Annotated in this window: 21 protein-coding genes; 12 read left to right on the top strand and 9 right to left on the bottom strand. The window is 38.9% G+C overall.

Going from position 1 to position 24397, the window contains the following annotated elements:
* Positions 1-148: 148 nt before the first annotated feature.
* The 4 genes from ABN212_RS10700 (at position 149) to hemN (ending at position 4080) form a co-directional block, all read left to right on the top strand.
* Positions 149-823, top strand: coding sequence for a CsgG/HfaB family protein (locus tag ABN212_RS10700; RefSeq protein ID WP_349443207.1), 675 nt, complete (start codon positions 149-151; stop codon positions 821-823).
* Between the two features lie 23 nt (positions 824-846).
* A complete protein-coding gene (locus ABN212_RS10695) occupies positions 847-1200 on the top strand; it encodes a DUF4810 domain-containing protein (protein WP_198620082.1) in 354 nt (117 codons plus the stop codon).
* The gene (locus tag ABN212_RS10690; RefSeq protein ID WP_198620081.1) at positions 1197-1853 is read left to right on the top strand and encodes a DUF799 domain-containing protein; all 657 of its coding nucleotides are present in this window, start codon (positions 1197-1199) and stop codon (positions 1851-1853) included. Before ABN212_RS10695 ends, ABN212_RS10690 begins: the two co-directional genes overlap by 4 nt.
* An 853-nt stretch (positions 1854-2706) precedes the next feature.
* Positions 2707-4080: an oxygen-independent coproporphyrinogen III oxidase gene (hemN, locus tag ABN212_RS10685; RefSeq protein WP_198626298.1), complete on the top strand. Its 1374-nt coding sequence runs from the start codon at positions 2707-2709 to the stop codon at positions 4078-4080.
* Between the two features lie 19 nt (positions 4081-4099).
* Here the strand turns inward: hemN and glnG are convergent, their stop codons facing one another.
* The 3 genes from glnG to glnA all read right to left on the bottom strand — a co-directional run bounded on the left by glnG (position 4100) and on the right by glnA (position 8173).
* The gene (gene glnG, locus ABN212_RS10680; RefSeq protein ID WP_196534075.1) at positions 4100-5524 is read right to left on the bottom strand and encodes a nitrogen regulation protein NR(I); all 1425 of its coding nucleotides are present in this window, start codon (positions 5522-5524) and stop codon (positions 4100-4102) included.
* 10 nt (positions 5525-5534) lie between these two features.
* Positions 5535-6581, bottom strand: a complete 1047-nt coding sequence (glnL, locus tag ABN212_RS10675) for a nitrogen regulation protein NR(II) (RefSeq protein ID WP_109373678.1) — start codon at positions 6579-6581, stop codon at positions 5535-5537.
* A 182-nt stretch (positions 6582-6763) separates the two neighbouring features.
* Entirely contained in the window at positions 6764-8173 is a 1410-nt protein-coding gene (gene glnA, locus ABN212_RS10670; protein ID WP_088494326.1) for a glutamate--ammonia ligase, read from the bottom strand.
* A gap of 360 nt (positions 8174-8533) precedes the next feature.
* Here glnA and typA point away from each other — a divergent pair, with 360 nt between their 5' ends.
* The 7 genes from typA to rluF all read left to right on the top strand — a co-directional run bounded on the left by typA (position 8534) and on the right by rluF (position 15664).
* Complete coding sequence (gene typA, locus ABN212_RS10665) at positions 8534-10369, top strand: ribosome-dependent GTPase TypA (RefSeq protein WP_198620077.1); 1836 nt, start codon at positions 8534-8536, stop codon at positions 10367-10369.
* A 384-nt stretch (positions 10370-10753) separates the two neighbouring features.
* The gene (locus tag ABN212_RS10660) at positions 10754-11062 is read left to right on the top strand and encodes a helix-turn-helix domain-containing protein (protein WP_196534072.1); all 309 of its coding nucleotides are present in this window, start codon (positions 10754-10756) and stop codon (positions 11060-11062) included.
* Positions 11063-11181: 119 nt separating this feature from the next.
* On the top strand, positions 11182-12315 hold the full coding sequence (locus ABN212_RS10655; RefSeq protein ID WP_311747435.1) for a type II toxin-antitoxin system HipA family toxin: 1134 nt from the start codon (positions 11182-11184) through the stop codon (positions 12313-12315).
* A gap of 210 nt (positions 12316-12525) precedes the next feature.
* Positions 12526-13143 (top strand): glucose-1-phosphatase, encoded by a 618-nt coding sequence (gene yihX, locus ABN212_RS10650; protein ID WP_109373676.1) that lies wholly within the window; start codon positions 12526-12528, stop codon positions 13141-13143.
* 67 nt (positions 13144-13210) lie between these two features.
* Positions 13211-13648: a D-aminoacyl-tRNA deacylase gene (dtd, locus tag ABN212_RS10645; protein ID WP_072064855.1), complete on the top strand. Its 438-nt coding sequence runs from the start codon at positions 13211-13213 to the stop codon at positions 13646-13648.
* A 36-nt stretch (positions 13649-13684) separates the two neighbouring features.
* Positions 13685-14599: a fatty acid biosynthesis protein FabY gene (gene fabY, locus ABN212_RS10640; RefSeq protein WP_100159682.1), complete on the top strand. Its 915-nt coding sequence runs from the start codon at positions 13685-13687 to the stop codon at positions 14597-14599.
* A 183-nt stretch (positions 14600-14782) separates the two neighbouring features.
* Positions 14783-15664, top strand: coding sequence for a 23S rRNA pseudouridine(2604) synthase RluF (gene rluF / locus ABN212_RS10635; protein WP_098941675.1), 882 nt, complete (start codon positions 14783-14785; stop codon positions 15662-15664).
* A gap of 88 nt (positions 15665-15752) precedes the next feature.
* On the opposite strand, the gene ABN212_RS10630 is transcribed toward rluF, so the two are convergent.
* The 4 genes from ABN212_RS10630 to ABN212_RS10615 all read right to left on the bottom strand — a co-directional run bounded on the left by ABN212_RS10630 (position 15753) and on the right by ABN212_RS10615 (position 19960).
* Positions 15753-15992 carry a hypothetical protein gene (locus tag ABN212_RS10630; RefSeq protein WP_198620076.1) on the bottom strand — a complete coding sequence of 80 codons (240 nt, stop codon included), beginning with the start codon at positions 15990-15992 and terminating at the stop codon, positions 15753-15755.
* An 87-nt stretch (positions 15993-16079) separates the two neighbouring features.
* Entirely contained in the window at positions 16080-17756 is a 1677-nt protein-coding gene (locus ABN212_RS10625; protein ID WP_349443206.1) for an AsmA family protein, read from the bottom strand.
* Positions 17757-17856: 100 nt separating this feature from the next.
* The gene (locus tag ABN212_RS10620; RefSeq protein WP_198620074.1) at positions 17857-18411 is read right to left on the bottom strand and encodes a hypothetical protein; all 555 of its coding nucleotides are present in this window, start codon (positions 18409-18411) and stop codon (positions 17857-17859) included.
* A gap of 157 nt (positions 18412-18568) precedes the next feature.
* Entirely contained in the window at positions 18569-19960 is a 1392-nt protein-coding gene (locus ABN212_RS10615) for a uracil-xanthine permease family protein (protein ID WP_349443205.1), read from the bottom strand.
* Positions 19961-20201: 241 nt separating this feature from the next.
* On the opposite strand from ABN212_RS10615, the gene gltS reads away from it, so the two are divergent.
* Entirely contained in the window at positions 20202-21419 is a 1218-nt protein-coding gene (gltS, locus tag ABN212_RS10610; RefSeq protein ID WP_109374336.1) for a sodium/glutamate symporter, read from the top strand.
* A gap of 161 nt (positions 21420-21580) precedes the next feature.
* On the opposite strand, the gene recG is transcribed toward gltS, so the two are convergent.
* Together recG and trmH are read right to left on the bottom strand one after the other, a co-directional pair.
* Entirely contained in the window at positions 21581-23668 is a 2088-nt protein-coding gene (gene recG, locus ABN212_RS10605; protein WP_349443204.1) for an ATP-dependent DNA helicase RecG, read from the bottom strand.
* A 4-nt stretch (positions 23669-23672) separates the two neighbouring features.
* Complete coding sequence (trmH, locus tag ABN212_RS10600) at positions 23673-24395, bottom strand: tRNA (guanosine(18)-2'-O)-methyltransferase TrmH (protein WP_198626304.1); 723 nt, start codon at positions 24393-24395, stop codon at positions 23673-23675.
* Between the last annotated feature and the right edge of the window lie 2 nt (positions 24396-24397).

Here is a 24397-nt window from a genome sequence, read left to right as displayed (position 1 = left end):
ATAACCTTTTAACCTTATTATTACTGAGGTTTTTAAGGGTGACTCCTTGAGCTAAAACTGAAAAGTATTATTTCCGTTTATATCAACTCCACTTCAATTAATAGAATGAATATCTATGGGTTTATTTCACCTTTATTGGGTTATTAATATGAATTTAAATAAATTATCGTTTGGTTTGATCATGATTTCTGCTTCATTACTAGCAGGGTGTACATCAGAATCTTCACGCTCTTTAGAAGTGGCTAAAGTAGCAACCTATAACACGACTTACACAGGTGCAAAAAGCGCGATTTCTATCGGTAAGTTTGATAACCGTTCTAGTTATATGAATGGGATCTTCTCTGATGGAGTTGATAGATTAGGAAATCAATCCAAAACTATTTTAATGACGCACTTACAACAAACAGGGCGTTTTAATGTATTAGACCGAGCCAATTTATCTGAATTAAAAGAAGAAGCCGGCATTAAAGGGCAAAGCCAACAATTGAAAGGCGCTACTTATGTGATCACTGGCGATGTGACAGAATTTGGTCGTAAAGAAGTCGGTGATCGTCAATTATTCGGTATTTTAGGTCGCGGTAAAACACAGGTTGCTTACGCAAAAGTGAATTTAAACGTTGTGAATGTGAATACATCAGAAGTCGTGTTCTCATCTCAAGGTGCGGGTGAATACGAGCTTTCTAACCGTGAAATCATTGGGTTTGGTGGAACAGCAAGCTATGACTCAACACTGAACGGTAAAGTGCTTGATTTAGCTATTCGTGAAGCAGTTAATAACTTAGTTGCAGGTATTGAGAGCAATGCTTGGCAGCCTTCAAAATAATACGCTTTTATAAGGATATAACGATGTCTAAATCATTAATAGGCCTTATTTTTGGGGCTTTATTACTGACGGGCTGTGCAAGTGGCCCTAAACCACTTTATAACTGGGACAGTTATCAACAAGTGGTATATCAGCACTACCAACAAAGTGAAAGTGATCCTCAAGCGCAAATTGATGCATTGAAGAAAAGTATTGAGCTTTCTCGTGCTAAATCATTGGGTATTCCGCCAGGATTACATGCACATTTAGGGATGTTATATGGTGCGACGGGTGCATTAGATTTAGCAATGGCCGAATTTAATGAAGAAAAAGTACTTTACCCTGAATCAGCGGAATTTATGGATCGTCTGATGAAAAACAAAGGAATGCAAAAATGAGTCGCTTATTCGCTTTAATATGCTTGGCTTTTGCGTTGGTATTAACGGGTTGCGCCCAACCTATCAAAACAGATTACACTGCCTTTAAACAGAGTAAGCCAAAAAGTATTCTTGTATTAGTACCTCAAAACCATACAACGGAAGTTGGAGCGGGGCACAGTTTCTTATCTCAAGTAACATATCCTTTGGCAGAAGCGGGATATTATGTTTTCCCTGTTGCTGTCGTTGAAGAGACATTTAAGCAAAATGGTTTATCCATGGCTGGGGATATTCATGCAGTAAGTCCTAATAAACTACGTGAAATCTTTGGTGCTGATGCTGTTTTATACTTAGATATCACAGAGTTCGGAACGACATATCAAATTATTTCTAGTGATACGCGAGTTACCGTTACTGCTAAGCTTGTTGACCTTCGTAATGGTGGTGTGTTGTGGAGTAGTTCTGCAACGGCATCAAGTACGGAAACAGACGGTTCATCAGGTAGTTTAGTAGGGATGTTGGTCTCAGCTGTTGTGAATCAAATTGTGAATACAGTATCAGACAAAAGCTACCAAATTGCAGGTATAACAAGTGTACGTTTACTTTCAGCAGGAAATGCGAACGGTATTCTATATGGTCCTCGCTCTCCTAGTTATGGTAAAGAAGCAGAATAAGCAAATGCAATAAAATAAGCATAAGAATGAAAAGGCTCTGTTTAATTAATTTAAAATAAGCAGAGCCTTATTTTATTTGCGAAATAATAATTATTCTTATTTGATGTTGGGTAATACTACCTATATTTATCACAGAATAAGTATGAAATAGAGAGTAAATAAAAAAGAGGAGTTGTCATTGAAAGGATAAACCATCCTTGGTTGCCAGTCCGTTTCCTTCCGTGGTTAATAATCCATAATTCGGGTATATAAAAGAGACTGATTAAATAAGAGAAACGTCAAAGAGAATAAGATAAGGTATGGGGGATGCTATCTTTCCTTGTAATATAGCGACCTTTATTCTTTAAATAGTCCTCAAATTTAAATCAAAACACGACCTAGTTGGATATTAATCAATGTTTGTCTCTAGGATATGTAATATTATAATTTAGGTAAAGATATAATTGTTACTATTATTATAATCATCGAATTAAGAGGGAATAAAAGAATAATAAAACTAATATAACGAGATATTTAATTAATTTAAATCGTATTTTGAGTAATATATCGTTTTAAACTCGGCGTAAAAGTTCTCCTCTGATATTTCACGATGAATTAAAACCACTAACATATTGAATAAACTTAATTTATTTATGAATATCTTTAATGGATAAGACTATTTTTACATAATGTGATTTGCATCACGTCATATATTTGAGTGTTATTGCCTATCAATAAGAAGATAGGGATTTATTCGATACCTCTTTCGATCATATTCAGTTCCCGATTTATTGGTTACACTATTCTTTCAGATATTCATAATGTCTGTTTGCTGGTATGAGATATCAGCGGTTCACTTTTGGAAGGTAGAGGCATGTCAGAACAAACAATTATTTGGGATCTTGACCTGATCCATAAGTATAACTATTCAGGTCCTCGCTATACATCATACCCAACAGCATTAGAGTTTAATCAGCAATATGGCGATGATGATTTTATCAAAGCGACTCAACGCTATCATGAGCGCCCTTTATCGCTTTATGTTCATATTCCTTTCTGCCATAAGCTGTGCTATTTCTGCGGCTGTAATAAAATTATTACGCGCCATAAACATAAAGCAGATGAATATCTTGATGTTTTAGAAAAAGAAATTATTAACAGAGCACGCTATTTTAAAGACAGAAAAGTGACTCAAATGCATTGGGGCGGGGGTACACCTACTTTTCTGGATAAGCAACAGATTAGTCGATTGGTTTCGCTATTACGTCACCATTTTCATTTTGTTGATAATGCAGAACTCTCTATTGAGATTGATCCTCGTGAAATTGAGCTAGATGTTATCGACCATCTACGTTATGAAGGATTTAATCGCCTGAGTATGGGGGTGCAAGATTTCAATAAAGAAGTGCAACAAAAAGTAAATCGTGAGCAAGACGAAGCATTTATTTTTGCATTGGTAGAGCGTGCGCGTGAAGTGGGTTTTCACTCCACCAGCATTGACTTAATTTACGGCTTACCTAAGCAAACCAAAGAGAGTTTTGCCTTTACATTAAAACGCGTTATTGAACTATCACCAGATAGATTGAGTGTTTTCAATTATGCGCACTTACCTAATTTATTCGCGGCTCAGCGTAAAATTAAAGATGAAGATCTCCCTTTAGCAGAAGAGAAGTTAGAAATATTACAAGAGACAATTTCTACGCTGACAACAAACGGCTATCAGTTTATTGGTATGGATCACTTTGCTAAACCGGATGATGAATTAGCGGTTGCTCAGCGTAAAGGTATTTTACACCGTAATTTCCAAGGCTATACCACTCATGAAGAGTGTGATTTATTAGGCATGGGAGTTTCTGCAATAAGTATGTTAGGTGATAACTATGCGCAAAATGAAAAAGTATTGAAAGAGTATTATGCGCGCGTTAATAGTGAAGGAAATGCACTATGGCGAGGTTTATCTCTGACTAATGATGATTGTATTCGCCGCGATGTGATTAAAACCTTAATTTGTAATTTTAGTCTGCGTTTTTCTGATATTGAAAAAATGCACAATATTGTCTTCCATGACTATTTTAAAGAAGATTTAGAATTACTTGTGCCAATGAAGAATGACGGTTTAGTTGAAATAACAAAAGATGGTATTCAAGTAACACCAAGAGGGCGCCTGCTTATTCGTAATATTTGTATGTGTTTCGATACGTATTTACGAAATCAAATGCGCCAACGTCAATTCTCGCGTGTAATTTAATTGATGAAGGGTTAGGGGATCAATATTCCTCTATCCCTAACTCTTTTAATTTACGGGTTAATGTATTTCTGCCCCAACCTAATAATCGTGCTGCATCTTGTTTATGCCCTTGCGTATATGCTAAGGCGCTTAGTAAAAGAGTACGTTCAAATTGAGGTAATGCATCTGTTAAGATGTTTTCTTTCCCTTCTCCTAATGCTTCATCTGCCCATAATGAAAGATGCTGTGACCAATGTTGAGAAGCAGCAATTCGACTGATATTTTTTGCTTTCTCATCAGGTTGGCGAATTTCTTGTGGTAAATCTTGAGGCATAATCTCTTGGCTTGCCGTCATTACCGTTAACCAGCGACACACATTTTCTAATTGCCTGACGTTACCTGACCAGTTGTATTCCATCATTATTTGTAAACTTTGCTGATGAAGAACTTTGGCTTCGACACCCAATTCTTTTGCTGTTTTTTGCAGAAAATAGCGTGCTAAGCTAGGAATATCTTCGGTTCTATCGCGTAATGGTGGTAACTGAATGCGTATGACATTGAGGCGATGATAGAGATCTTCACGAAAATCACCGGCTTGAACTCGCCTTTCTAAGTCTTGATGAGTTGCGGCAATAATACGTACATCGACTTTTACTGGGGCATAACCGCCTACTCGATAAAATTGCCCTTCAGCAAGGACTCGCAGTAAACGTGTTTGAATATCAAGAGGCATATCACCAATTTCATCAAGAAACAGTGAACCGCCATTTGCTTGTTCAAATCGACCTTGGCGTACTTGAGAGGCGCCTGTAAATGCCCCTTTTTCGTGACCAAAAAGCTCTGATTCAATCAAGTCTTTAGGAATTGCCGCCATATTTAGCGCGATAAAAGGAGAGGACGCTCTTGGACTGTGGCGATGTAATGCATGTGCCACTAACTCTTTGCCTGTACCCGATTCTCCATTAATAAGTACACTAATTGAGGAGCGAGAAAGCCGACCAATAATACGGTAAACCTCTTGCATTGCAGGTGCTTCACCAATCATATCTGTAACTGATTGTAGCAATGTTTCATCGGTATTCGGTTGTTTTTGTTCGCGATAATGAGTAATGGCGCGGTCAATTAATGCCAATGTTTCGTCGATATCGAACGGTTTTGGTAAGTAATCAAATGCCCCTTGTTGATAGGCATTAACGGCAGCGTCGAGATCAGAATGTGCCGTCATAATAATAACGGGCAGAGTTGGATATTGTTCTTTAATTATTTTTAAAAGAGATAAACCGTCGATATCAGGCATACGAATGTCTGATAACAATACATCAGGTTGTTCTGTATTGAGTGCATTAAGCACATCATTCGCATGTTCAAAGGCTTTACAAGACATACCTTCACGAGAAATGGCACGTTCAAGTACCCAGCGAATGGAGCTGTCATCATCAACAACCCATACATTTCCTTTTTGCATTGGTTATCTCCTACTTAATTGGTAAATAAATAGAAAATTCAGTATTTCCGGGCCAACTGGTAAATTCAATTTTACCTGCATGTTGATCCACTAAATTACGCGCAATAGAGAGCCCTAATCCATTACCACCTTCTCTACCACTAACCATGGGGTAAAAAAGCGTATCTTGTAGATGAGGAGGAATGCCATCACCGGTATCAATCACATCTATACGCGCAGCAAGGCGGTGACGTTCGCCATGAAGTGTGATTTGAAAAGCCGTACGGGTACGCAAAATAATCGTTCCCCCTGTTTTTTCGACGGCTTGTAAGGCGTTGCGTGTAATATTTAGGAGTACTTGTTCTATTTGATCTGGGTAATGTGATAACTCAGGTAAGCTGGGATCGTAGTCTTTTAGTAAGGTGACATTTTCAGGGCATTCGAGCGAAATAAGCTGAGCAACACGCTCAACAACATGGTGAATACTCTGATGTATTTTTGTCCCTGGATGTTGGGGACCGAGTAATCTGTCTACCAGCACACGTAGGCGATCAGCTTGTTCAATAATGACTTGTGTATATTCCGTTAAAGCTGGATCAGGTAAGGATTTTGCTAGCAATTGAGCCGCGCCCCGTAATCCTCCCAACGGATTTTTAATTTCATGTGCCAGCCCCCTAACCAATTCCCTCGCTGCCATTTGCTGTGCTTGTTGTATCTGCTCTTGGCTTAACCGGCGTTGACTATCCATAGGCGCCAGCTCCAGCAAAATGTGTTGCTCGGAAATAGGTTGGGCACTGAGCGACATTGTGTGTGATTGGTTATTTACAACCAATATCACTTCATTGTCGGTAAAGCTTTGTCCATTCGCTAATGTTTCACGCATTAAATCAGCATCAAAAGAGTAATAGCTGAAAAGGGCAGTGAAAGGCGTTTCAAATAATTTTCGACGGCTTTGTGCTAAAACCTGTAACGCAGAATGATTTGCGTAGCAAATAATAAACTCTTTGTTGATAACCAATACAGAGTGTATCAATGAGTCTAAAATTAATGTGTTGTCAGGTAAGTCTGCCGTTTCCATATTCAATACCCCGTTGCACCATTTTAGTGCATCTTACCTTTATTACATTAATGAACCAATGCGTAAGTGAAAAGACTGACTCCTTAAAGGGGAGAAAAGTGCCCATCCGAAGATGGGCAAAATAGCTTCACGGCAAAAAAACAGTTTTACATCTAGGCTTAAGTTTTTATCAATAAAAGGTCTTAAGCGCTGTAATACATTTCAAATTCAAGAGGATGCGGAGCCATACGTACACGTTGAACATCAGCACGTAATAATTCTAAATAAGCATCAATAGCATCATCAGTAAATACACCACCGCGGGTTAAGAATTCACGATCTGCATTTAATGTATTTAATGCTTCTTCTAATGAACCTGCGACAGTTGGGATCTCTTTTGCTTCTTCTGGCGGTAAGTCATAGAGGTTTTTATCCATAGCATCACCTGGGTGAATTTTATTGATAATGCCATCAAGACCAGCCATTAACTGAGCCGCAAACGCTAAATAAGGGTTTGCTAAAGGATCTGGGAAACGGACTTCTATACGGCGCGCTTTCATGCTGGCAACCACAGGAATACGAATTGACGCTGAGCGGTTACGTGCAGAGTAAGCAAGCATTACAGGTGCTTCAAAACCTGGGACTAAACGTTTGTAAGAGTTAGTCGTTGGGTTAGTAAATGCATTTAGCGCACGAGCGTGTTTGATAATACCGCCGATGTAATACAGCGCCATTTCAGATAATCCGCCGTATTTGTCACCTGCAAATAGGTTTACACCGTTTTTAGACAGTGACATATGGCAGTGCATACCTGAGCCGTTATCACCCACTAATGGTTTTGGCATAAAGGTCGCTGTTTTGCCAAATACGTGAGCTACGTTTTGTACCACGTATTTATAAATTTGGGTTTCATCTGCTTTTTTGGTCATGGTATTAAAGCGAGTAGCCACTTCATTTTGACCCGCAGTTGCGACTTCATGGTGATGAGCTTCAACGACTAAGCCCATTTCTTCCATGATGTTACACATAGTAGAACGAATATCTTGTGATGAATCGACGGGTGGCAATGGGAAGTAACCACCTTTAACCATCGGGCGGTGACCTTTGTTGCCGTCTTCATATTTGGTATTGGTGTTCCATGCCGCTTCAATATCGTTGATAGCGTAAGATGCGCCAGAAATATCGTTTTTGAAACGAATATCATCAAATAGGAAGAACTCTGGCTCAGGTCCAAACAGTACTGTGTCTGCGATACCACTTGATTTTAAATAGTCTTCAGCACGTTTTGAGATAGAGCGTGGGTCGCGATCATAACCTTGCATTGTGCCTGGTTCTAAAACGTCACAACGAATAATCAGGGTTGGATCTTGGAAAAATGGATCAAGCATTGCGGTTGTTGCATCTGGCATCAGCACCATATCTGATTCGTTAATGCCTTTCCAGCCACCAATAGAAGAGCCATCGAACATTTTTCCTTCTTCAAAGAAATCATCGTTAACCTGATGAGCCGGAATAGTAAGATGTTGTTCTTTACCGCGGGTATCAGTGAAACGTAAGTCAATATATCTAACTTTATGTTCTTCAATCATGGATAATACATGTTCAAGGGACATAGGAACTCTCCTGGCGAATGGTTTTATTGAGTGCAGTGGCCTTACACATTTTTTCGGTGAATTTTTTGCTCACCTAAATTCTATTGCGAAAAGCATGCCAACTTATCTAAAAAGGGATATATACTGTATTGATGAAGTTTAGTGTAGAATATCTCCTGTGATTTTTTAATTATTGCACAAAGTTGGTGCAAATTAAGCCTAATTAATTGCACTGTTTTGGTGCAAGCGAACGGATACTACTAAATTCTGAGGCGTGAAAAGGATCACAATTCAATTAATTGCATATTGTTAAGCAATCATTATTGTGATCTTGTTTAGTCTCTCGTCTAAAGCGTGTACAATACTGCGCTTATTTCTACAATGCCTGAGGCAAATTTTGTGATCGAAAACTTGCGTAATATCGCCATCATCGCCCACGTTGACCATGGTAAAACAACTATCGTCGATAAATTACTACAGCAATCTGGTACGTTCGGCGAACGTGAAACCGTTGCTGAGCGCGTGATGGACTCAAATGATCTCGAAAGAGAGCGCGGAATTACTATTCTTGCGAAAAATACAGCGATTAAATGGAATGACTATCGTATCAATATCGTAGATACCCCAGGACACGCCGACTTCGGTGGTGAGGTAGAACGCGTTATGTCTATGGTAGACAGTGTTCTATTGCTGGTTGACGCGATGGATGGCCCAATGCCACAAACTCGTTTTGTGACACAAAAAGCGTTTGCTAACAACTTAAAACCAATTGTTGTTATCAATAAAGTTGACCGCCCTGGTGCGCGTCCAGACTGGGTTGTTGATCAGGTATTTGACCTGTTCGTAAACTTAGGCGCAACTGACGAACAACTTGATTTCCCAATTATCTATGCATCTGCATTAAACGGTATTGCGGGAACAGATTACAATGACATGGCTGAAGATATGACTCCGTTATATGAAGCTATTGTCAAATATGTAGAGCCACCAAAAGTTGATCTGGACGGCACATTCCAGATGCAAATTTCTCAGTTGGACTACAACAACTACCTAGGTGTTATCGGTATCGGTCGTATTAAGCGTGGTAAGGTTAAACCTAACCAGCAAGTGACTATCATCGATAGTGAAGGTAAAACTCGTAACGGTAAAGTCGGTAAAGTGTTAGGTCACTTAGGCTTAGAACGTATTGAAGTTGAAGTCGCAGAAGCTGGCGATATCATCGCAATCACAGGTTTAGGCGAACTGAATATTTCTGATACGATCTGCGAAACAGGTGCTGTTGAAGCATTACCTGCATTAGCCGTTGATGAACCAACTGTTAGCATGTATTTCTGTGTTAATACTTCACCTTTCTGTGGTCGTGAAGGTAAGTTTGTGACTTCTCGTCAGATTTTAGATCGTCTGAAAAAAGAGTTAGTCCATAACGTAGCATTACGTGTAGAAGAAACTGAAGATCCAGATGCATTCCGTGTATCAGGTCGTGGTGAGCTTCACCTGTCAGTTCTGATCGAAAATATGCGTCGTGAAGGTTACGAATTAGGTGTATCTCGTCCTAAAGTTATCTTCCGTGATATTGACGGCCGTAAACAAGAGCCTTTCGAACAAGTCACTATCGATATTGAAGAACAGCACCAAGGTGATGTGATGCAAGCGATGGGTGAACGTAAAGGCGAAATGCGTGATATGCAACCAGATGGTAAAGGACGTGTACGTTTAGACTACATTATCCCTAGCCGTGGTCTGATTGGTTTCCGTACTGAATTTATGACCATGACATCAGGTACTGGTTTACTGTATGCAACATTCAGTCACTATGATGATGTTCGTCCAGGTGAAATCGGTCGCCGTAATAACGGTGTTATGATCTCTAATGGCCAAGGTAAAGCCGTTGCTTACGCACTGTATAGCTTACAAGACCGCGGTAAATTATTTGTGACTCATGGTGCAGAAGTTTACGAAGGCCAAGTGATTGGTATTCATACTCGCTCTAATGACTTAACAGTAAACTGTTTAACGGGTAAAAAGCTGACTAACATGCGTGCTTCTGGTACAGATGAGGCGACAACGCTGACTCCACACCTGAAACAAACATTAGAACAAGCATTAGAATTTATTGATGACGATGAGTTAGTTGAAGTAACTCCGCAGTCTATTCGTCTGCGTAAGCGTTATCTGTCAGAAAACGATCGTCGTCGTGCTTACCGTAGCAAAGACTAATTCGTTATTCTGATAACATAATTCTTAGGGCGCGTTTAGCGCCCTGAGTTTATACTCGTCATACTTTAAGTTACAGGGTTGACTGCGTTCAACTAGTCGCCTATCTGTAACTTAAATTATTTAGAGTATGTGGTACTAGTTGTACTATCAGACGAATGCGGTGGGAAATTTGCCACCGCATAAGTTTTCTCTTAATCACGCCTTTATTTCCCCTTTGTATCCCACTCTTTTTATTTACAACTTAAGTATTGTTTATTGCCTTAAATACAACTTTAAAATTGTTTTTTTTGCTACATACAATTTATGAGTTGTTTTTTGGTTGTCATACAACTAGAGTGTTGTATACATTGCCAATGTAATCACTAAAATGGTTTAGAGCTAATCATGAAAACTATTAATGAAATTGCTAATTTAATTACAGAGCAACGTAAAAAATTAGGTATTGAACAAAAAGATATGTATTTACGTATCGGTATGAAACAGCAGCAATACCAACGTATAGAATCAGGAAGTGATTTAAAACTATCAACCTTACTAAGAGTATTAGAAGGACTAGATTTAGAGTTATCAATCAGAACTAAAAATTCTCATGTAAACCCTATGATTGCAAGTACTGCAATAGCGAATAAAAGCGAAATTGATTTGAAAGATGATGAGGATGATCTCGACTTTTGGTTTAAAACAAAGGAATAAGGTATGAATAAGCAGATAGAGAAAGTGGAAGGTCTTAAGATTCAGCTGTATGGAATTGATGTTGCGGTTATTGCTCATTATGTAAAAATATACTGACATTTAATCCCCATTTTGTCAGGATGCCAAAAGAAACTCGACCGACTTTCACATTAAGGCAGCTATCTGATCCTGATTATTTAAATAAGCCTCAAATTCGAACACAAAAAATCTCGCCTGTACTATCTAATTTGTTACCTGAAGGTGTATTAAGGGAATACACCGCGAATGCATTAAAATGCCACGTTGATAATGAGTTTGCTATTCTTGCTTATTTAGGTGCAAATTTACCAGGAGCCATTTTAGTAACTCCTATAAAAGCAGGTGGTGTGCCTGATTGGGCACTTGAGCATCGTTTATCGACAGAACCTCTACAAATCGATATTAAACATGTTGATAAAAAATTTTCATTAGCGGGAGTACAGGTTAAATTCTCTTCATCTTTCATTAAAGGTCGATACCATATTGATGAAGATACTTTACAAGATATGTGGATTATAAAAACACCGCCTACCATTCATAAAGGTGTTCCTGTTAATGAATATACTTGTATGAAATTAGCGGAAAGTGTCGGTGCTGATATCCCTGAAATAAGGCTTATTGAATTAAATCAGTTAAAAAACTTACCTGATATTCAATTACCAAATGAGCCATATGCCTATGGCATTAAACGTTTTGACCGTAGTGGAGAAGGGCGTATTCATACAGAAGATTTTGCTCAAGTATTCGGGTTATTTCCGTCAGATAAATATCAAAAAATTAATTATGAGCAAATAGGCAAAGTTATTTATGAAACAAGCTCGGAACGTTTAAAAGATATTCAGCAAATGGCTAGAAGATTACTCATTAATATTTTATTGGGTAATGGTGATGCTCATTTAAAAAACTGGACATTAATCTATCACAATCGCATTTCACCTCAGTTATCACCTTTATATGATGTTGTATTTACAGAACCCTATATCAAAGAGGATAAACTAGCTTTGAATATGGCCGGAACAAAGCACTGGTTTGATATATCAATGGGGCATTTTGAGCGTTGGGCTGAAAAAGCCGATTTACCTTGGGTCGCTATTAAGCCTCATTTACTTGATGTTGTTATAACAGCAAGAACGCAATGGCCTTCATTATTACAACAGCTTCCAATGCTTGATGAGCATAAAGAAAAATTATCATTACATTGGGCGCAGTTGCATGATGATTTTAAAATTGTATAAACATAAACGAGGAGAGAACGTTTTATCATCACCTCATAATTCCATTCTAGATAATGATGCTTCTAGTCTCATTTTTCCGTTCTCCCTCTTCTGGTTTTCTGTTTTACAAAAAAATTAAGTGTGATTATTGTACTTTTTTGGTGTTTAAGCCTGTTCAGTAAAGCGATTTATGATTAAAGTAAAATGAGTTTTCTATTATGGAGAGGATTTATGCTTTATATCTTTGATATGGGTAATGTGATTATTGATATCGATTTTAACCGAGTATTCGCAGTATGGAGTAAGCTGAGTGGTGTTCCATTAGCAAGCATAAAAAAGGATTTCACCGCCGGTGAAGTTTTTAAATTACATGAGCGCGGTAATATTACAGATATCGAATTTGCTGAAGAAATTAACTCAGAACTTGGCATGAGCTTAAGCTTTGAGCAATTCGCTGAAGGATGGCAGGCTATTTTTATCGCAGTAAGACCTGAAGTCATTGATATAATGAACAAATTAAGAGAACAAGGACATCGGGTTGTGGTGTTATCAAATACTAATCGTTTACACCAAGATTACTGGCCAGAACACTATCCTGAAATCGCGGCTTCTGCTGATTTTCTCTACTTGTCGCAAGATCTTGGCATGAGAAAACCTGATCCTGAACTCTTTAAGTATGTTTTAGAATCTGAAGATGTTGAAGCACAAGATGCCGTTTTCTTTGATGATGTAAAAGCCAATGTTGATGCTGCTATTGCTGTGGGTATAAAGGGTGTACATGTCATTGATAAACAGACCATCATTGACTACTTCAAAGATTATGATTTTTCTCTCCCAGTAGAAGAATAATGCTATTGTAAGGATAACAATAGATTGAATTTGTTATCCTTTTTTATTGATTTATTTTGGAGAGAGAATGATCGCGTTAATTCAACGAGTGACACAGGCAAAAGTGGATATTGCAGGTGAAACTGTCGGCGCTATTAATCAAGGTTTATTGGTTTTATTAGGTGTAGAGAAAGACGACAACGAACAGAAAGCCAAAAGATTATGTGAGAAAGTATGCGGCTATCGTATATTTAGTGATGAAAACGACAAAATGAACCTAAATGTGCAACAAGCAGGTGGTAGTCTATTAGTTGTATCTCAATTCACACTTGCCGCGGAAACACAAAAAGGAATGCGTCCAGGGTTTTCGAACGGTGCGCCCCCAGAATTAGCGAAAAATCTCTATCACTACTTTATTGAACAATGTCAGCAACAAGGCTTAGAAACGCAAACAGGTCAATTTGCTGCTGATATGCAAATCACACTGACTAATGACGGCCCAGTCACCTTTTGGCTGCAAGTATAACGTCAAACGTACAGTCGTGTTAAAAGGAGCTCAGATATGTACCATTTACGGACCCCAAAGACAGAGGCAGAATTTGATGCCTATTATGCTTTTCGCTGGGAAATGCTTCGTAAACCTCTACATCAACCTGAAGGCTCTGAAAAAGACGGTTATGACACTCTTGCTCATCATCAAATGGTTGTTGATGAAACAGGACAACCCGTTGCGATTGGGCGACTCTATATTAATGCCGACAATGAAGGTGCTATTCGCTTTATGGCGGTGCGTACAGATGCACAAGGTAAAGGTTTAGGCACATTAGTGGCTATGGCGCTAGAGTCGCTTGCTCGCCAAGAAGGTATAAAACGGATCGTGTGTAGTGCACGAGAAGAGTCTGTAAGCTTCTTTGAAAAGTTAGGTTATGAAAATTGTGGTTTAGTGACAGGTCCTCAAACGACACCCATTAAGCACTTTTTTATGAAAAAAAGTATTGAGTCTTTGGATGATATTCTTCATCGACCAGATTGGTGTGCAGAATTACAAAAACAATGGCATCAACATATTCCTTTAAGTGAAAAAATGGGATTACGTATTACTCAATACACAGGAACCCGTTTTTATACCACTATCCCTGAAGCAGGAAATCAAAATCCTCATCACACTATTTTTGCAGGTAGCCAATTTTCACTCGCAACATTAACAGGTTGGGGATTGATTTGGCTATTAATGCAAGAACATAAGTTGCAAGGTGATATTGTGCTGGTGGATGCACATATTCGTTACCGCAAACCTGTATCAGGGCGTCCTGCTGCCGTTGCTGATATGGAAAATTTAAGTGGGGATTTAGGGCGACTAGCGAAGGGAAGCAAGGCACGTATTAAGTTGGACGTCGATATTTGTGGTGATGAAGGTGTCGGTGCTGTTTTTAGCGGCACTTATATTGTTTTACCTTCACAAAATAAGCAGTGCTAATTCAGCTATCTATCTTTAGAGTAACTTAAAGGGAAATCACTATTTTCTTTTGGGTTACCTTTTCTATTTTCTGCGTTTTTTATTAAAAAAACAGAGTATAAAAAATCTATTCTTGAATGCTGGTGTTATAGAGTTTCTATCGCTATCCAATTGATGTATATTTCGCAGTTTACGGAGGGAAGCATGGACACCAATTTATCTACTCGTCTTAATAAATATATCAGTGAAAGCGGGATCTGCTCACGTCGTGAGGCTGACCGTTATATTGAGCAAGGACTTGTCCTTATTAATGGCAAACGCGCTGGTATTGGCGATCAAGTATTTGCTGGCGATGAAGTCAAAGTCAATGGTCGATTGATTGAAGCACAGGATAACTCTGAGCTGGTTTTGATTGCGCTGAATAAGCCTGTGGGTATTGTGAGTACCACAGATGATGGCGAAAAAGATAATATTGTTGACTATGTTAACCACAGTACCCGTATTTTCCCAATTGGGCGTTTAGATAAAGATTCACAAGGATTGATTTTTCTGACCAACCACGGTGATTTAGTCAATAAAATCCTACGTGCAGGTAATGATCACGAAAAAGAGTACCTTGTGACAGTGAATAAGCCGATCACAGATGAATTTATTCATGGAATGGGTGCGGGTGTTCCTATCATGGGACAAAAAACCAAGAAATGTAAGGTCAAGAAAGAAGCGCCGATGGTGTTTCGTATTACCTTAGTTCAAGGATTAAATCGCCAAATTCGCCGTATGTGTGAATATTTTGGTTATGAAGTCACTAAGCTTGAACGCATTCGCATTATGAATGTAAGCTTATCGGGATTACCTGTTGGCGAATGGCGTGATCTGACCGATGATGAACTCATTACCTTATTTGAAGCGATTGAAAAATCGACTTCTGAAGCGCCACCAAAACCAAAGCAAAATAAGCCGAAAAAACAAATTAGTAGTAATGCGAAAGCATTGGGTATTCATATTCCTCAAACAAAAACCAAAGAAACGGAAAATAATTCCCGTAAGCGTTTTGTTCAGCCTGGTCGTAAAAAGAAAAAACGTTAATTTTATCTGTGAAAATGCGATAAAAAAAACACCTGAAAGGGTGTTTTTTTGTTTGTTCTATTTAAGACAAATTATTGCATCGATAAAATTAGTCTAAATTAAGCTCATTTAATTTATTTTGGCGACGTTCAAGTACGATCGCTGCAAGCTCTGCATCCATAACTCGCTCAATTAATACATCATAGTCTTCTTTAGAAAGGCAATAGAACAACGGAGTTTTATTGTCATCACACACAAGCAGTGTGCTGTTGTCTTCAAGTGCAGTTAAAGGAGATTGTTGAAACATATTTAAAGATATTTTTTCAGGGGAAAAATCTTCGTCAGACATGAAAACTCCACAATAAAGAAAAGGGCATTAGCGCATTGTAACGCTTTTTATAAAGGGAGCAATCCGTGCTCCTGCGAAAGATCAATATTATAGGTGATTAATTATCTCGCCATTTTGTATCACTGAGTTGAGTATTTGTTGTTCATCTTTACTTCCCGTTAATGTGCCATTAAGTGTTGATACCACTGGGTTTGAACGTAAATCACCTTTCAATTTTAGTGTGAACTGGCCTATTTCATCAGAGTAGGTTGTTTTTAAACCTAATGTATAAGGCGTTGATAAAGGTACATTTAGGCCATTAGCAATAAGTGAAAATTGGCGCTGTTGGTTAGATTGCACTAAACCGGCTGAACCTCGAACAATGCCATCACCAATAAATGCTGAATATTGCTCAACAATAGCGTTATCTTGTTGAGTGACAATTTTTAAATCAGGGCGACGTAATTCAATGCGATTTAACGTACCACTATCGGCATTTAATATGGCTGAACCTTGCCATAATCCCCATTCACCTTCTTTTGCAACCACTAAATTTCGCAGTTTTCCTGTTAAGTTGGTGAATTGGAATGGAAATTCTGGTGTGATATCAATCAAGATAGATTGATTGATAGATAACTGTTCGATAGTGATATTTTGAATATTACTCTTGTTATCTATTGGTTTAGCTAAAAAGTTGAGCCAATTTTCAGGTAGCGTATATAAAATGCCTGATAGTGTGGCGTCTTGGATAGTGATGGTTTTATTGTCTTTATTCCAATGACCAGCAAGCTTAATTAAGCCTTTTTCATAGCGTAGACTGAGGTTATCTAGATTAAGTTGATTGTTTTGCTGGTTGAGTTTTGCGATAAGATCAGTGAAGTGTTCATCTTGAAAAACAACGTCATTTGTATTGAGTTCACCAGTTGTAAATGAAAGAGCGTTATCCCAACTAAACTGAGAAAATTGCCCATCAAAACCACTGATTGCCCACTGTTTTCCTTCAGCAGTAAAATCAACAATATTGAGTGCTCTTATGCTAATACGGGGATATTCAGAGAGAGACTGAATTAATTCGTTAAAGGTTTGCGAGGATTGCCAGCGCAAGCCATTCATATAAACTTCATCAAATTTCCATTGATTATCTTGATATTGACCACTTAATGAAAGTGAACCACTGAGTAAGCGGGTGCCTAGTTTCTCTATTTGAATATTATCGGGTTGGTATTCACCTGAAATAATAAAGTTACTAAAATGATTGTTGTTTATTGAGCCTTCTGCAATCGAAAATTGGAAATGACCCGCACCAATAACATCATTTAATGTTGGTTTCCAAGGTGTAATACCACCTGTTATTTTGTCAGCATTAAACGTGATATCCACAGTATTGTTGCTCAATGCCATATTTTTAAATTGCAAAATATCAGCACTTAGTGGCATGGCTGGCGATTTACCAGTGAGCTTAATTGAACCGTTTTCTAAGGTGATTTTTTGTAGATGAGATGGTGTGGTAAAAAATTGCCAATTCAATCTAATTTGCGCTGATTTTGCCGATACTGTGGCTTTATCTTGTTTAGGATTAACGAGGAGATCATGAACAATGACTTGTTCGGGTTGCATAAGATCATGCTCAATACCTGAGAAGCGAATATCATAGTCAGTGTATTGTGTCAGCCATTCACTGGTTTTTTGTGCGCCCCACTGAGTCTGAATAAAAGCGTAAATTATAATAATAAATAAAATAACGATAAGTATCAGAGATACCAAACTTTTCATCAGCCAGCGCATAACCTTTCTCCTGTTTTATACTCCATCAAAACAGTATACAGTTATGCCTGAAAACTGAGCGATGCTCAAGTCATCATCGGATAAATCAAAGAGATTTTGCCTACTTATTAGTTATCTCGGATATCCTCGTGATCAAGCTTTGTGTATGTGGTGACGGCTTAGGTAATTTTTCTAAACACTTATTCACTTCTTTAAGTATTTCTATAACGGATTGAGAGTACTGGGTTTCTTCGACGGTTAATTTTCTTTGATGTAACTTATTACCGTAATTAATAAGTTGAGATATTAACTCATTAGGCTCGATATTTCCGGAGCGATAAACATCGTAGAGATTAGGTGTAGTACTGGATTGATTTTGTAAGTAATTAAATGAATATTGAAGGGCATCTGCTTTGTCTTTATTGGCAGGATTATTCAGGCATGGATTTATTAAAAACGTGTGTAAATCTATGTTGATATGCTTTAAGTTAAATTCAGCAACAGACTTATTTCCTAAATAAGCAAATTTATGGTCACTATTAAACAATGAAAGAATGGAATCTTTGAGATAAGTAAAAAATTGCCCAATAGTTTGTATATGAAAATCTTTAGTAGATGGGTGATTTTTTAAGTATTCAAGTGCAGTGTTTGTCATTGGGGTAAGAGGTATTGGCATCTTATTTTCCTTTGAATTTTAGTAAGAAGATGAATATTAATTACTGTAATTAAAAGGAAAAGGCTTTTATAAAAATGCCATTAGCCTAAAAGTAATAAATAAAGCGCTATTTTTTATTATGAAGATAGCGCTTTATTATTATGTTGCTAATTAATGATTATTTTTCTGGTGGAAAAATAAGATTTAAAATAATGGCAGTTAAACCACCAGCAGCAATACCTGAGGACAGCAATGTTTTTAGCCAATCAGGTGCAAACTGCAAGATTTGAGGCTGCTGTGAAACGCCCAATCCTACTGCAAGTGAAATCGCAAGGATCATGATGGCTCGGCGGTTTAGTGCTTCTTTGGAAACAATACGTACACCAGATGCAGCTATCGTACCGAACATAACTAATGTGGCTCCACCTAATACGGGTTCAGGAATTCTTTGCACAAATTCTGCAACGAATGGAAATAAGCCTAAGATAACGAGCATTGCGGCAACAACATAACCTACATAGCGACTTGCAACGCCTGTTAATTGAATAACGCCATTATTTTGACCAAAACAAGAATTTGGGAAGGTATTGAAAAATGCCGAAACCATAGAGTTAATTCCATTAGCCAATACGCCCCCTTTAATACGTTTCATATACAAAGGACCACTAACGGGTTGCTCTGAAACATCTGAAGTTGCTGTAATATCCCCAATGGTTTCTAGTGATGTGATCATAAACACCAGCATTAAAGGAATAAGCAAATGCCAATCAAATGACAACCCATAATAAAAGGGTTCAGGAATAGTCATGAAAGGTGTTTCTTGATGTTCTGCTGGTGTGGGCAACATATCTAAAGCCCAAGCAAGAACATAACCCACAGCCATTGCAATGACCAAAGAAGCAACGCGTAAATAAGGATTTTTTTGTCGATTAAGTAAAATAATAACAATAAGTACAGAGCCTGCTAATAACAGGTTTTGTGGTGAACCGAAGGTATTATTTTCAATGGCTGCATAACCACCACCAATAGAGGTTAATCCAACTTGAATTAAAGAGAGACCGATTATCATCACTACGACACCTGAAACTAACGGTGTAATGATGCGTCTTGCTAAATGAAGGACGCGAGAAAGGACGATTTCGGTTAATGAGGCAACCATTAATGTACCAAAAAGTGCCGCCATCATTGTTGGAATATCCGCCCCTCCATTTTTTAGCGCTAATCCGCCCATAATCAAAGGTGCGACAAAATTAAAGCTAGTACCTTGAATTGATAACAATCCTGAACCTATCGGTCCCCATGCCCGAATTTGAATAAGAGAGGCAATGCCTGATGCAAATAAAGACATGCTGATAATGCGTTGAGTATCATGTGCAGGTAATCCTAATGCTTGGCAAATGAGGATCGCAGGTGTGATAACCGCAACAAACATGGCTAAGAGATGTTGGCAAGCAGCAAAAAGTGTTTGTGGTAATGGCGGTTTCTCTTCTAAAGCAAAAAGAAGTTCGCTATTTTTTTTAACTGAAACGTCACTATTTTTAGGCAAATTTTGATTTTCTGAAGTAACCATGGTGTGAATTTCTTATTCGACAAAAACTGTATTTTAATGATCTGCGCCACAAAAGCAATCGTTTGCGTAAAAATGATGTTATCAAAATGCATAAGAGGTGCTCACATTTTTATATGTTTTAACTTGTGTTTGTCTCCGTTTTTTTTTCTAATCGGGGATACCTGCTTTTGGCGTTGTTTATGGATGAACTTAGCGTCGTAGTATTTTTATATAAAATTAACAAATAAGACGGGGTACATAAATGTATCATCTTGATGTTTATGGCACGCTGGTTGCGGCCACTTTGGTTCTCTTGATCGGACGTAAGTTAGTGAAATCTGTTCCTTTTTTAGAACGGTATACGATCCCAGAACCCGTTGCAGGTGGGCTACTTGTTGCTGTTCTTCTATTAGCATTCAAATCTTTTATGGACTGGGAAGTGAGTTTTGACCTCTCATTAAAAGATCCATTAATGCTGGCATTCTTTGCAACAATTGGTTTAAACGCAAACCTCGCAAGCTTAAAAGCGGGAGGAAAAGCGCTTTTTATTTTCATCTTTGTTGTTGTTGGACTGTTGTTAGTACAAAACACAGTCGGTATTGCATTAGCAGAAATGTTAGGTCTTGATCCATTAATGGGATTACTTGCTGGCTCGATTACATTATCGGGTGGTCATGGTACAGGGGCTGCTTGGGGTAAAACCTTTGTTGAAAATTATGGTTTTATGAGCGCGTCTGAAGTGGCGATGGCTTGTGCTACTTTTGGTTTAGTGTTAGGTGGATTGATTGGTGGCCCAGTTGCACGCTACTTAATCAAAAATATCCCAACGCCAGGATTAGGTGCTGACGACCATGAAATGCCAACAGCGTTTGAGAAGCCGACAACAGGCCGAATGATCACTTCAATGGTTTTATTAGAAACTATTGCGATGATCTCTATCTGTTTAATGGCAGGTACGTTCCTTTCTCAACTGTTAGAAGGTACAGCATTCTCATTACCGACCTTTGTGTGCGTTCTGTTTATTGGTGTTATTTTAAGTAATAGCCTTTCAATGCTTGGGTTCTACCGTGTTTTTGATAGAGCGGTATCAGTCTTAGGTAACGTGAGTTTATCGTTATTCTTAGCGATGGCATTAATGAGCTTGAAATTATGGGAGCTTGCGTCACTGGCGATACCAATGCTGGTTATCCTTGGTGTTCAAGCAGGTGTAATGGCACTGTATGCCATTTTTGTAACTTTCCGTGTCATGGGAAAAAACTACGATGCCGCGATTTTAGCAGCAGGTCACTGTGGTTTTGGTTTAGGTGCTACACCAACGGCGATTGCAAATATGCAAGCTGTAACAGATCGTTTTGGACCGTCTCATCTTGCGTTCTTGGTCGTACCTATGGTCGGTGCATTCTTTATTGATATTGTGAATGCAATAGTGATTAAACTGTATCTGATGCTACCGTTTTTTACGCCTATAGTTGCAGGGTAGTTTGGTTGCTATAAATTAAAAGAGTTTCAAAAACGTTAAAGAGCACCTCAATGTTGAATATCGACATTGAGGTGTTTTTCTATGTGTATTTAACTTACGAATATTTCAAGATCAACCCAAAGCGAGATGAAACGCACGCTAAGCCATGCAAAAAAGTAACCTTAAGCTTGGCTATATTGTGTCTTGGCAGGCAGCCAGCGTTCGATTAAGGCTTGAGAATGCTTAGGGTAGTGTTGATGCAGGTAACGAGCGATACGTTGAACTTCAGGAACAAGTCCTTGGTCGCGTAACAAGTCAGCGACTTTAAATTGTGCATTACCCGTTTGCTTAGTGCCTAAAAGCTCACCAGGACCACGAATTTCGAGATCTTTTTGTGCAATCACAAAACCATCATTGCTATCTCTTAATACTTGCAATCGCAAACGTGCTGTTTGAGTGAGTGGTGTTTTATATAACAAGACACAATGAGAGGCGATAGCGCCTCGGCCTACACGTCCACGTAATTGGTGTAATTGTGCGAGTCCCAGTCGTTCTGGGTTATCAATGATCATTAAACTTGCATTAGGTACGTCAACACCGACTTCAATCACTGTTGTCGCGACTAAAAGTTGAAGCTCATTTTCTTTAAATGCGGCCATTACAGCTTGTTTCTCTGCGGGTTTCATTCGCCCGTGTACCAATCCCACTTTGATTTCAGGGAGTGCAATTGTAAGCTCATCATAGATAACTTGGGCTGCTTGCGCTTCAAGAACATCAGAATCTTCAATTAAGGTACATACCCAATAGGCTTGTCGCTTTTCTTCTGTGCAAGACAGCTTGATGCGTTCAATAATGTCATTACGGCGAGTATCAGGGATAGCGACAGTAGTAACAGGTGTGCGCCCTGGTGGTAATTCGTCGATGATAGACGTGTCCATATCAGCGTAGGCTGTCATCGCTAATGTTCGAGGGATCGGCGTTGCCGTCATCACTAATTGATGGGGATGAAAGCCTTGCTCTTCGCCTTTTTTCCACAACGCGAGACGTTGATGTACGCCAAAGCGGTGTTGCTCATCAATAATCACTAAGGCTAGAGAGTGAAACTTAACTTGTTCTTGGAATATAGCATGCGTTCCAATAATGATGGAAACGTCACCATTAGCAATGGCATTTTGCTGTGTTTCACGCGCTTTTCCTTTCTGTTTTCCCGCTAACCAACCCACTTGAATACCAAAAGGCTCAAACCATTTTTTAAAGGTTAATGCGTGTTGCTCTGCCAACAATTCTGTTGGTGCCATTAAAGCCACTTGTTTGCCATTAGCAACAGCACGCAATGCACTTAGTGCTGCAACTAAAGTCTTACCTGAACCTACATCCCCTTGGATCAACCGCATCATCGGATAGTCTTTTTCTAAATCTATTTCTATTTCATGGACGACACGTTGTTGTGCATTCGTAGGGGTAAAGGGGAGTGATGATAGAAATTGTTGGCGTAACGTAGAGGTACTTGGCATAAACAATGGCTCTGCACGATAAGATTGTGCGCCAGCTCTTGCATTGAGCATACCTAGATTGTGGGCGAGTAATTCTTCAATAATTAGCCTTTTTTGCGCAGGGTGCTGTCCTTTCTCAAGCTCCGTAAAAGCGATATCAGGTGGAGGATTATGCAGAGTGCGTAATGCCGTGGCTAACGGAGGTAAACCATGAATAAATTGTTCGGGCAATAATTCGTTAATAGCACAGGTATCGAGTAATTCTAAGGCTTGCTCTATTAATTTGCGTAGTGATGTTTGGCGTAAGCCTTCTGTTGTTGAATAGATGGGCGTGAGCGTTTCTTGTAGTTTAACTTCCGAACCTGCAACTTTGATTTTGTATTCAGGGTGAATAATTTCTGGTCCACGGCTTCCCCGTTTAACTTCGCCATAAGCAGTGACTTGTTTACCTTGAGCAAGGTTATTTTTCATTGCGGCAGTAAAGTTAAAAAAGCGAAGGGTTAAAATGCCAGAGCCATCAGAAATTTGGCAGGTCATCATTTTTCGTCGACCAAAAGTGACTTCGGTTCTTAGAATTTCACCTGAAACAGTGGCCGGAATGCCGGGAAGCAGATCGCTGATAGCATAGAGGTGTGTTTGATCTTCATAACGCAAAGGAAGGTGGAGTAACAAATCCTCAATAGTCACAAGCCCTATTTTTGCCAGCTTGTCTGCCTGACTTGCACCTACGCCGTGAAGAGTGGTTAAGGGGATTGCATCAAGCAGTTTTCCTTTCATGGGATCAATACTCCGTCTTTTTTAATTTCCTAAGTTGTTTTTGCGTCATTTGCATTTCTGCCCACCATGACTCAGGTGCTTCAATCTCACCGTTACCATTAATATAAGGGCGAGGCAGTCCTTTTCGACGAGAAACTTCTGCCAATACTGGGTATCCGCCTTCAAAGAGAAGAATTTGTTGTTCTTCTTCCGTTAAGGTGCTTTCTGTTCGATTATACATACCCGCAGCCTGACGTTGGCGTTGTGCTTCATATAAAATTAGTGCACTGGCGACAGAAACATTTAGGGATTGTACCATTCCCATCATCGGCACAATAATATCTTGATCTGCAAGCGCGATAGCATCTTGTGAGATACCCGTTTTTTCTTGCCCCATAATAATACAAGTCGGGCGTGTGTAATCAATCTCACGGAAATCAACCGCTTTATCTGAGAGATGAGTCGCAAGAACTTGCATACCTTGGGTGCGAAAGGCGCTAACTGCATCTGTAATCGTAGGATGAGTTTCTACATTGACCCAACTGTTACTCCCAGCCGCAGGTGAAACTAACATCCGCATTTTTTCTTCAGGCCAAATAGCATGAATTTTAGGAATACCCACAGCATCAGCTGTTCTTATAACCGCAGCAACATTATGGGATTTATGCACTTCTTCAAGGCAAACGGTAAGATCAGGCTGCCGCATCGCCATCATTTGGCAGATGCGGGCATATCGAATTGAATTCATGA

This window comes from Proteus genomosp. 6, assembly GCF_040139785.1.
GTDB lineage: Bacteria > Pseudomonadota > Gammaproteobacteria > Enterobacterales > Enterobacteriaceae > Proteus.
The sequence above is the reverse complement of the archived record's forward strand: the minus strand, read 5'-3'. Positions and strand labels throughout refer to the sequence as shown.

Excerpts from the sequence above, each read along its gene's own strand:
- ABN212_RS10700 (WP_349443207.1), top strand. The coding sequence starts at position 149 with ATGAATTTAAATAAATTATCGTTTGGTTTGATCATGATTTCTGCTTCA.
- ABN212_RS10695 (WP_198620082.1), top strand. The coding sequence starts at position 847 with ATGTCTAAATCATTAATAGGCCTTATTTTTGGGGCTTTATTACTGACG.
- ABN212_RS10690 (WP_198620081.1), top strand. The coding sequence starts at position 1,197 with ATGAGTCGCTTATTCGCTTTAATATGCTTGGCTTTTGCGTTGGTATTA.
- hemN (WP_198626298.1), top strand. The coding sequence starts at position 2,707 with ATGTCAGAACAAACAATTATTTGGGATCTTGACCTGATCCATAAGTAT.
- glnG (WP_196534075.1), bottom strand. The coding sequence starts at position 5,524 with ATGCAAAAAGGAAATGTATGGGTTGTTGATGATGACAGCTCCATTCGC.
- glnL (WP_109373678.1), bottom strand. The coding sequence starts at position 6,581 with ATGGAAACGGCAGACTTACCTGACAACACATTAATTTTAGACTCATTG.
- glnA (WP_088494326.1), bottom strand. The coding sequence starts at position 8,173 with ATGTCCCTTGAACATGTATTATCCATGATTGAAGAACATAAAGTTAGA.
- typA (WP_198620077.1), top strand. The coding sequence starts at position 8,534 with ATGCCTGAGGCAAATTTTGTGATCGAAAACTTGCGTAATATCGCCATC.
- ABN212_RS10660 (WP_196534072.1), top strand. The coding sequence starts at position 10,754 with ATGAAAACTATTAATGAAATTGCTAATTTAATTACAGAGCAACGTAAA.
- ABN212_RS10655 (WP_311747435.1), top strand. The coding sequence starts at position 11,182 with ATGCCAAAAGAAACTCGACCGACTTTCACATTAAGGCAGCTATCTGAT.
- yihX (WP_109373676.1), top strand. The coding sequence starts at position 12,526 with ATGCTTTATATCTTTGATATGGGTAATGTGATTATTGATATCGATTTT.
- dtd (WP_072064855.1), top strand. The coding sequence starts at position 13,211 with ATGATCGCGTTAATTCAACGAGTGACACAGGCAAAAGTGGATATTGCA.
- fabY (WP_100159682.1), top strand. The coding sequence starts at position 13,685 with ATGTACCATTTACGGACCCCAAAGACAGAGGCAGAATTTGATGCCTAT.
- rluF (WP_098941675.1), top strand. The coding sequence starts at position 14,783 with ATGGACACCAATTTATCTACTCGTCTTAATAAATATATCAGTGAAAGC.
- ABN212_RS10630 (WP_198620076.1), bottom strand. The coding sequence starts at position 15,992 with ATGTCTGACGAAGATTTTTCCCCTGAAAAAATATCTTTAAATATGTTT.
- ABN212_RS10625 (WP_349443206.1), bottom strand. The coding sequence starts at position 17,756 with ATGCGCTGGCTGATGAAAAGTTTGGTATCTCTGATACTTATCGTTATT.
- ABN212_RS10620 (WP_198620074.1), bottom strand. The coding sequence starts at position 18,411 with ATGCCAATACCTCTTACCCCAATGACAAACACTGCACTTGAATACTTA.
- ABN212_RS10615 (WP_349443205.1), bottom strand. The coding sequence starts at position 19,960 with ATGGTTACTTCAGAAAATCAAAATTTGCCTAAAAATAGTGACGTTTCA.
- gltS (WP_109374336.1), top strand. The coding sequence starts at position 20,202 with ATGTATCATCTTGATGTTTATGGCACGCTGGTTGCGGCCACTTTGGTT.
- recG (WP_349443204.1), bottom strand. The coding sequence starts at position 23,668 with ATGAAAGGAAAACTGCTTGATGCAATCCCCTTAACCACTCTTCACGGC.
- trmH (WP_198626304.1), bottom strand. The coding sequence starts at position 24,395 with ATGAATTCAATTCGATATGCCCGCATCTGCCAAATGATGGCGATGCGG.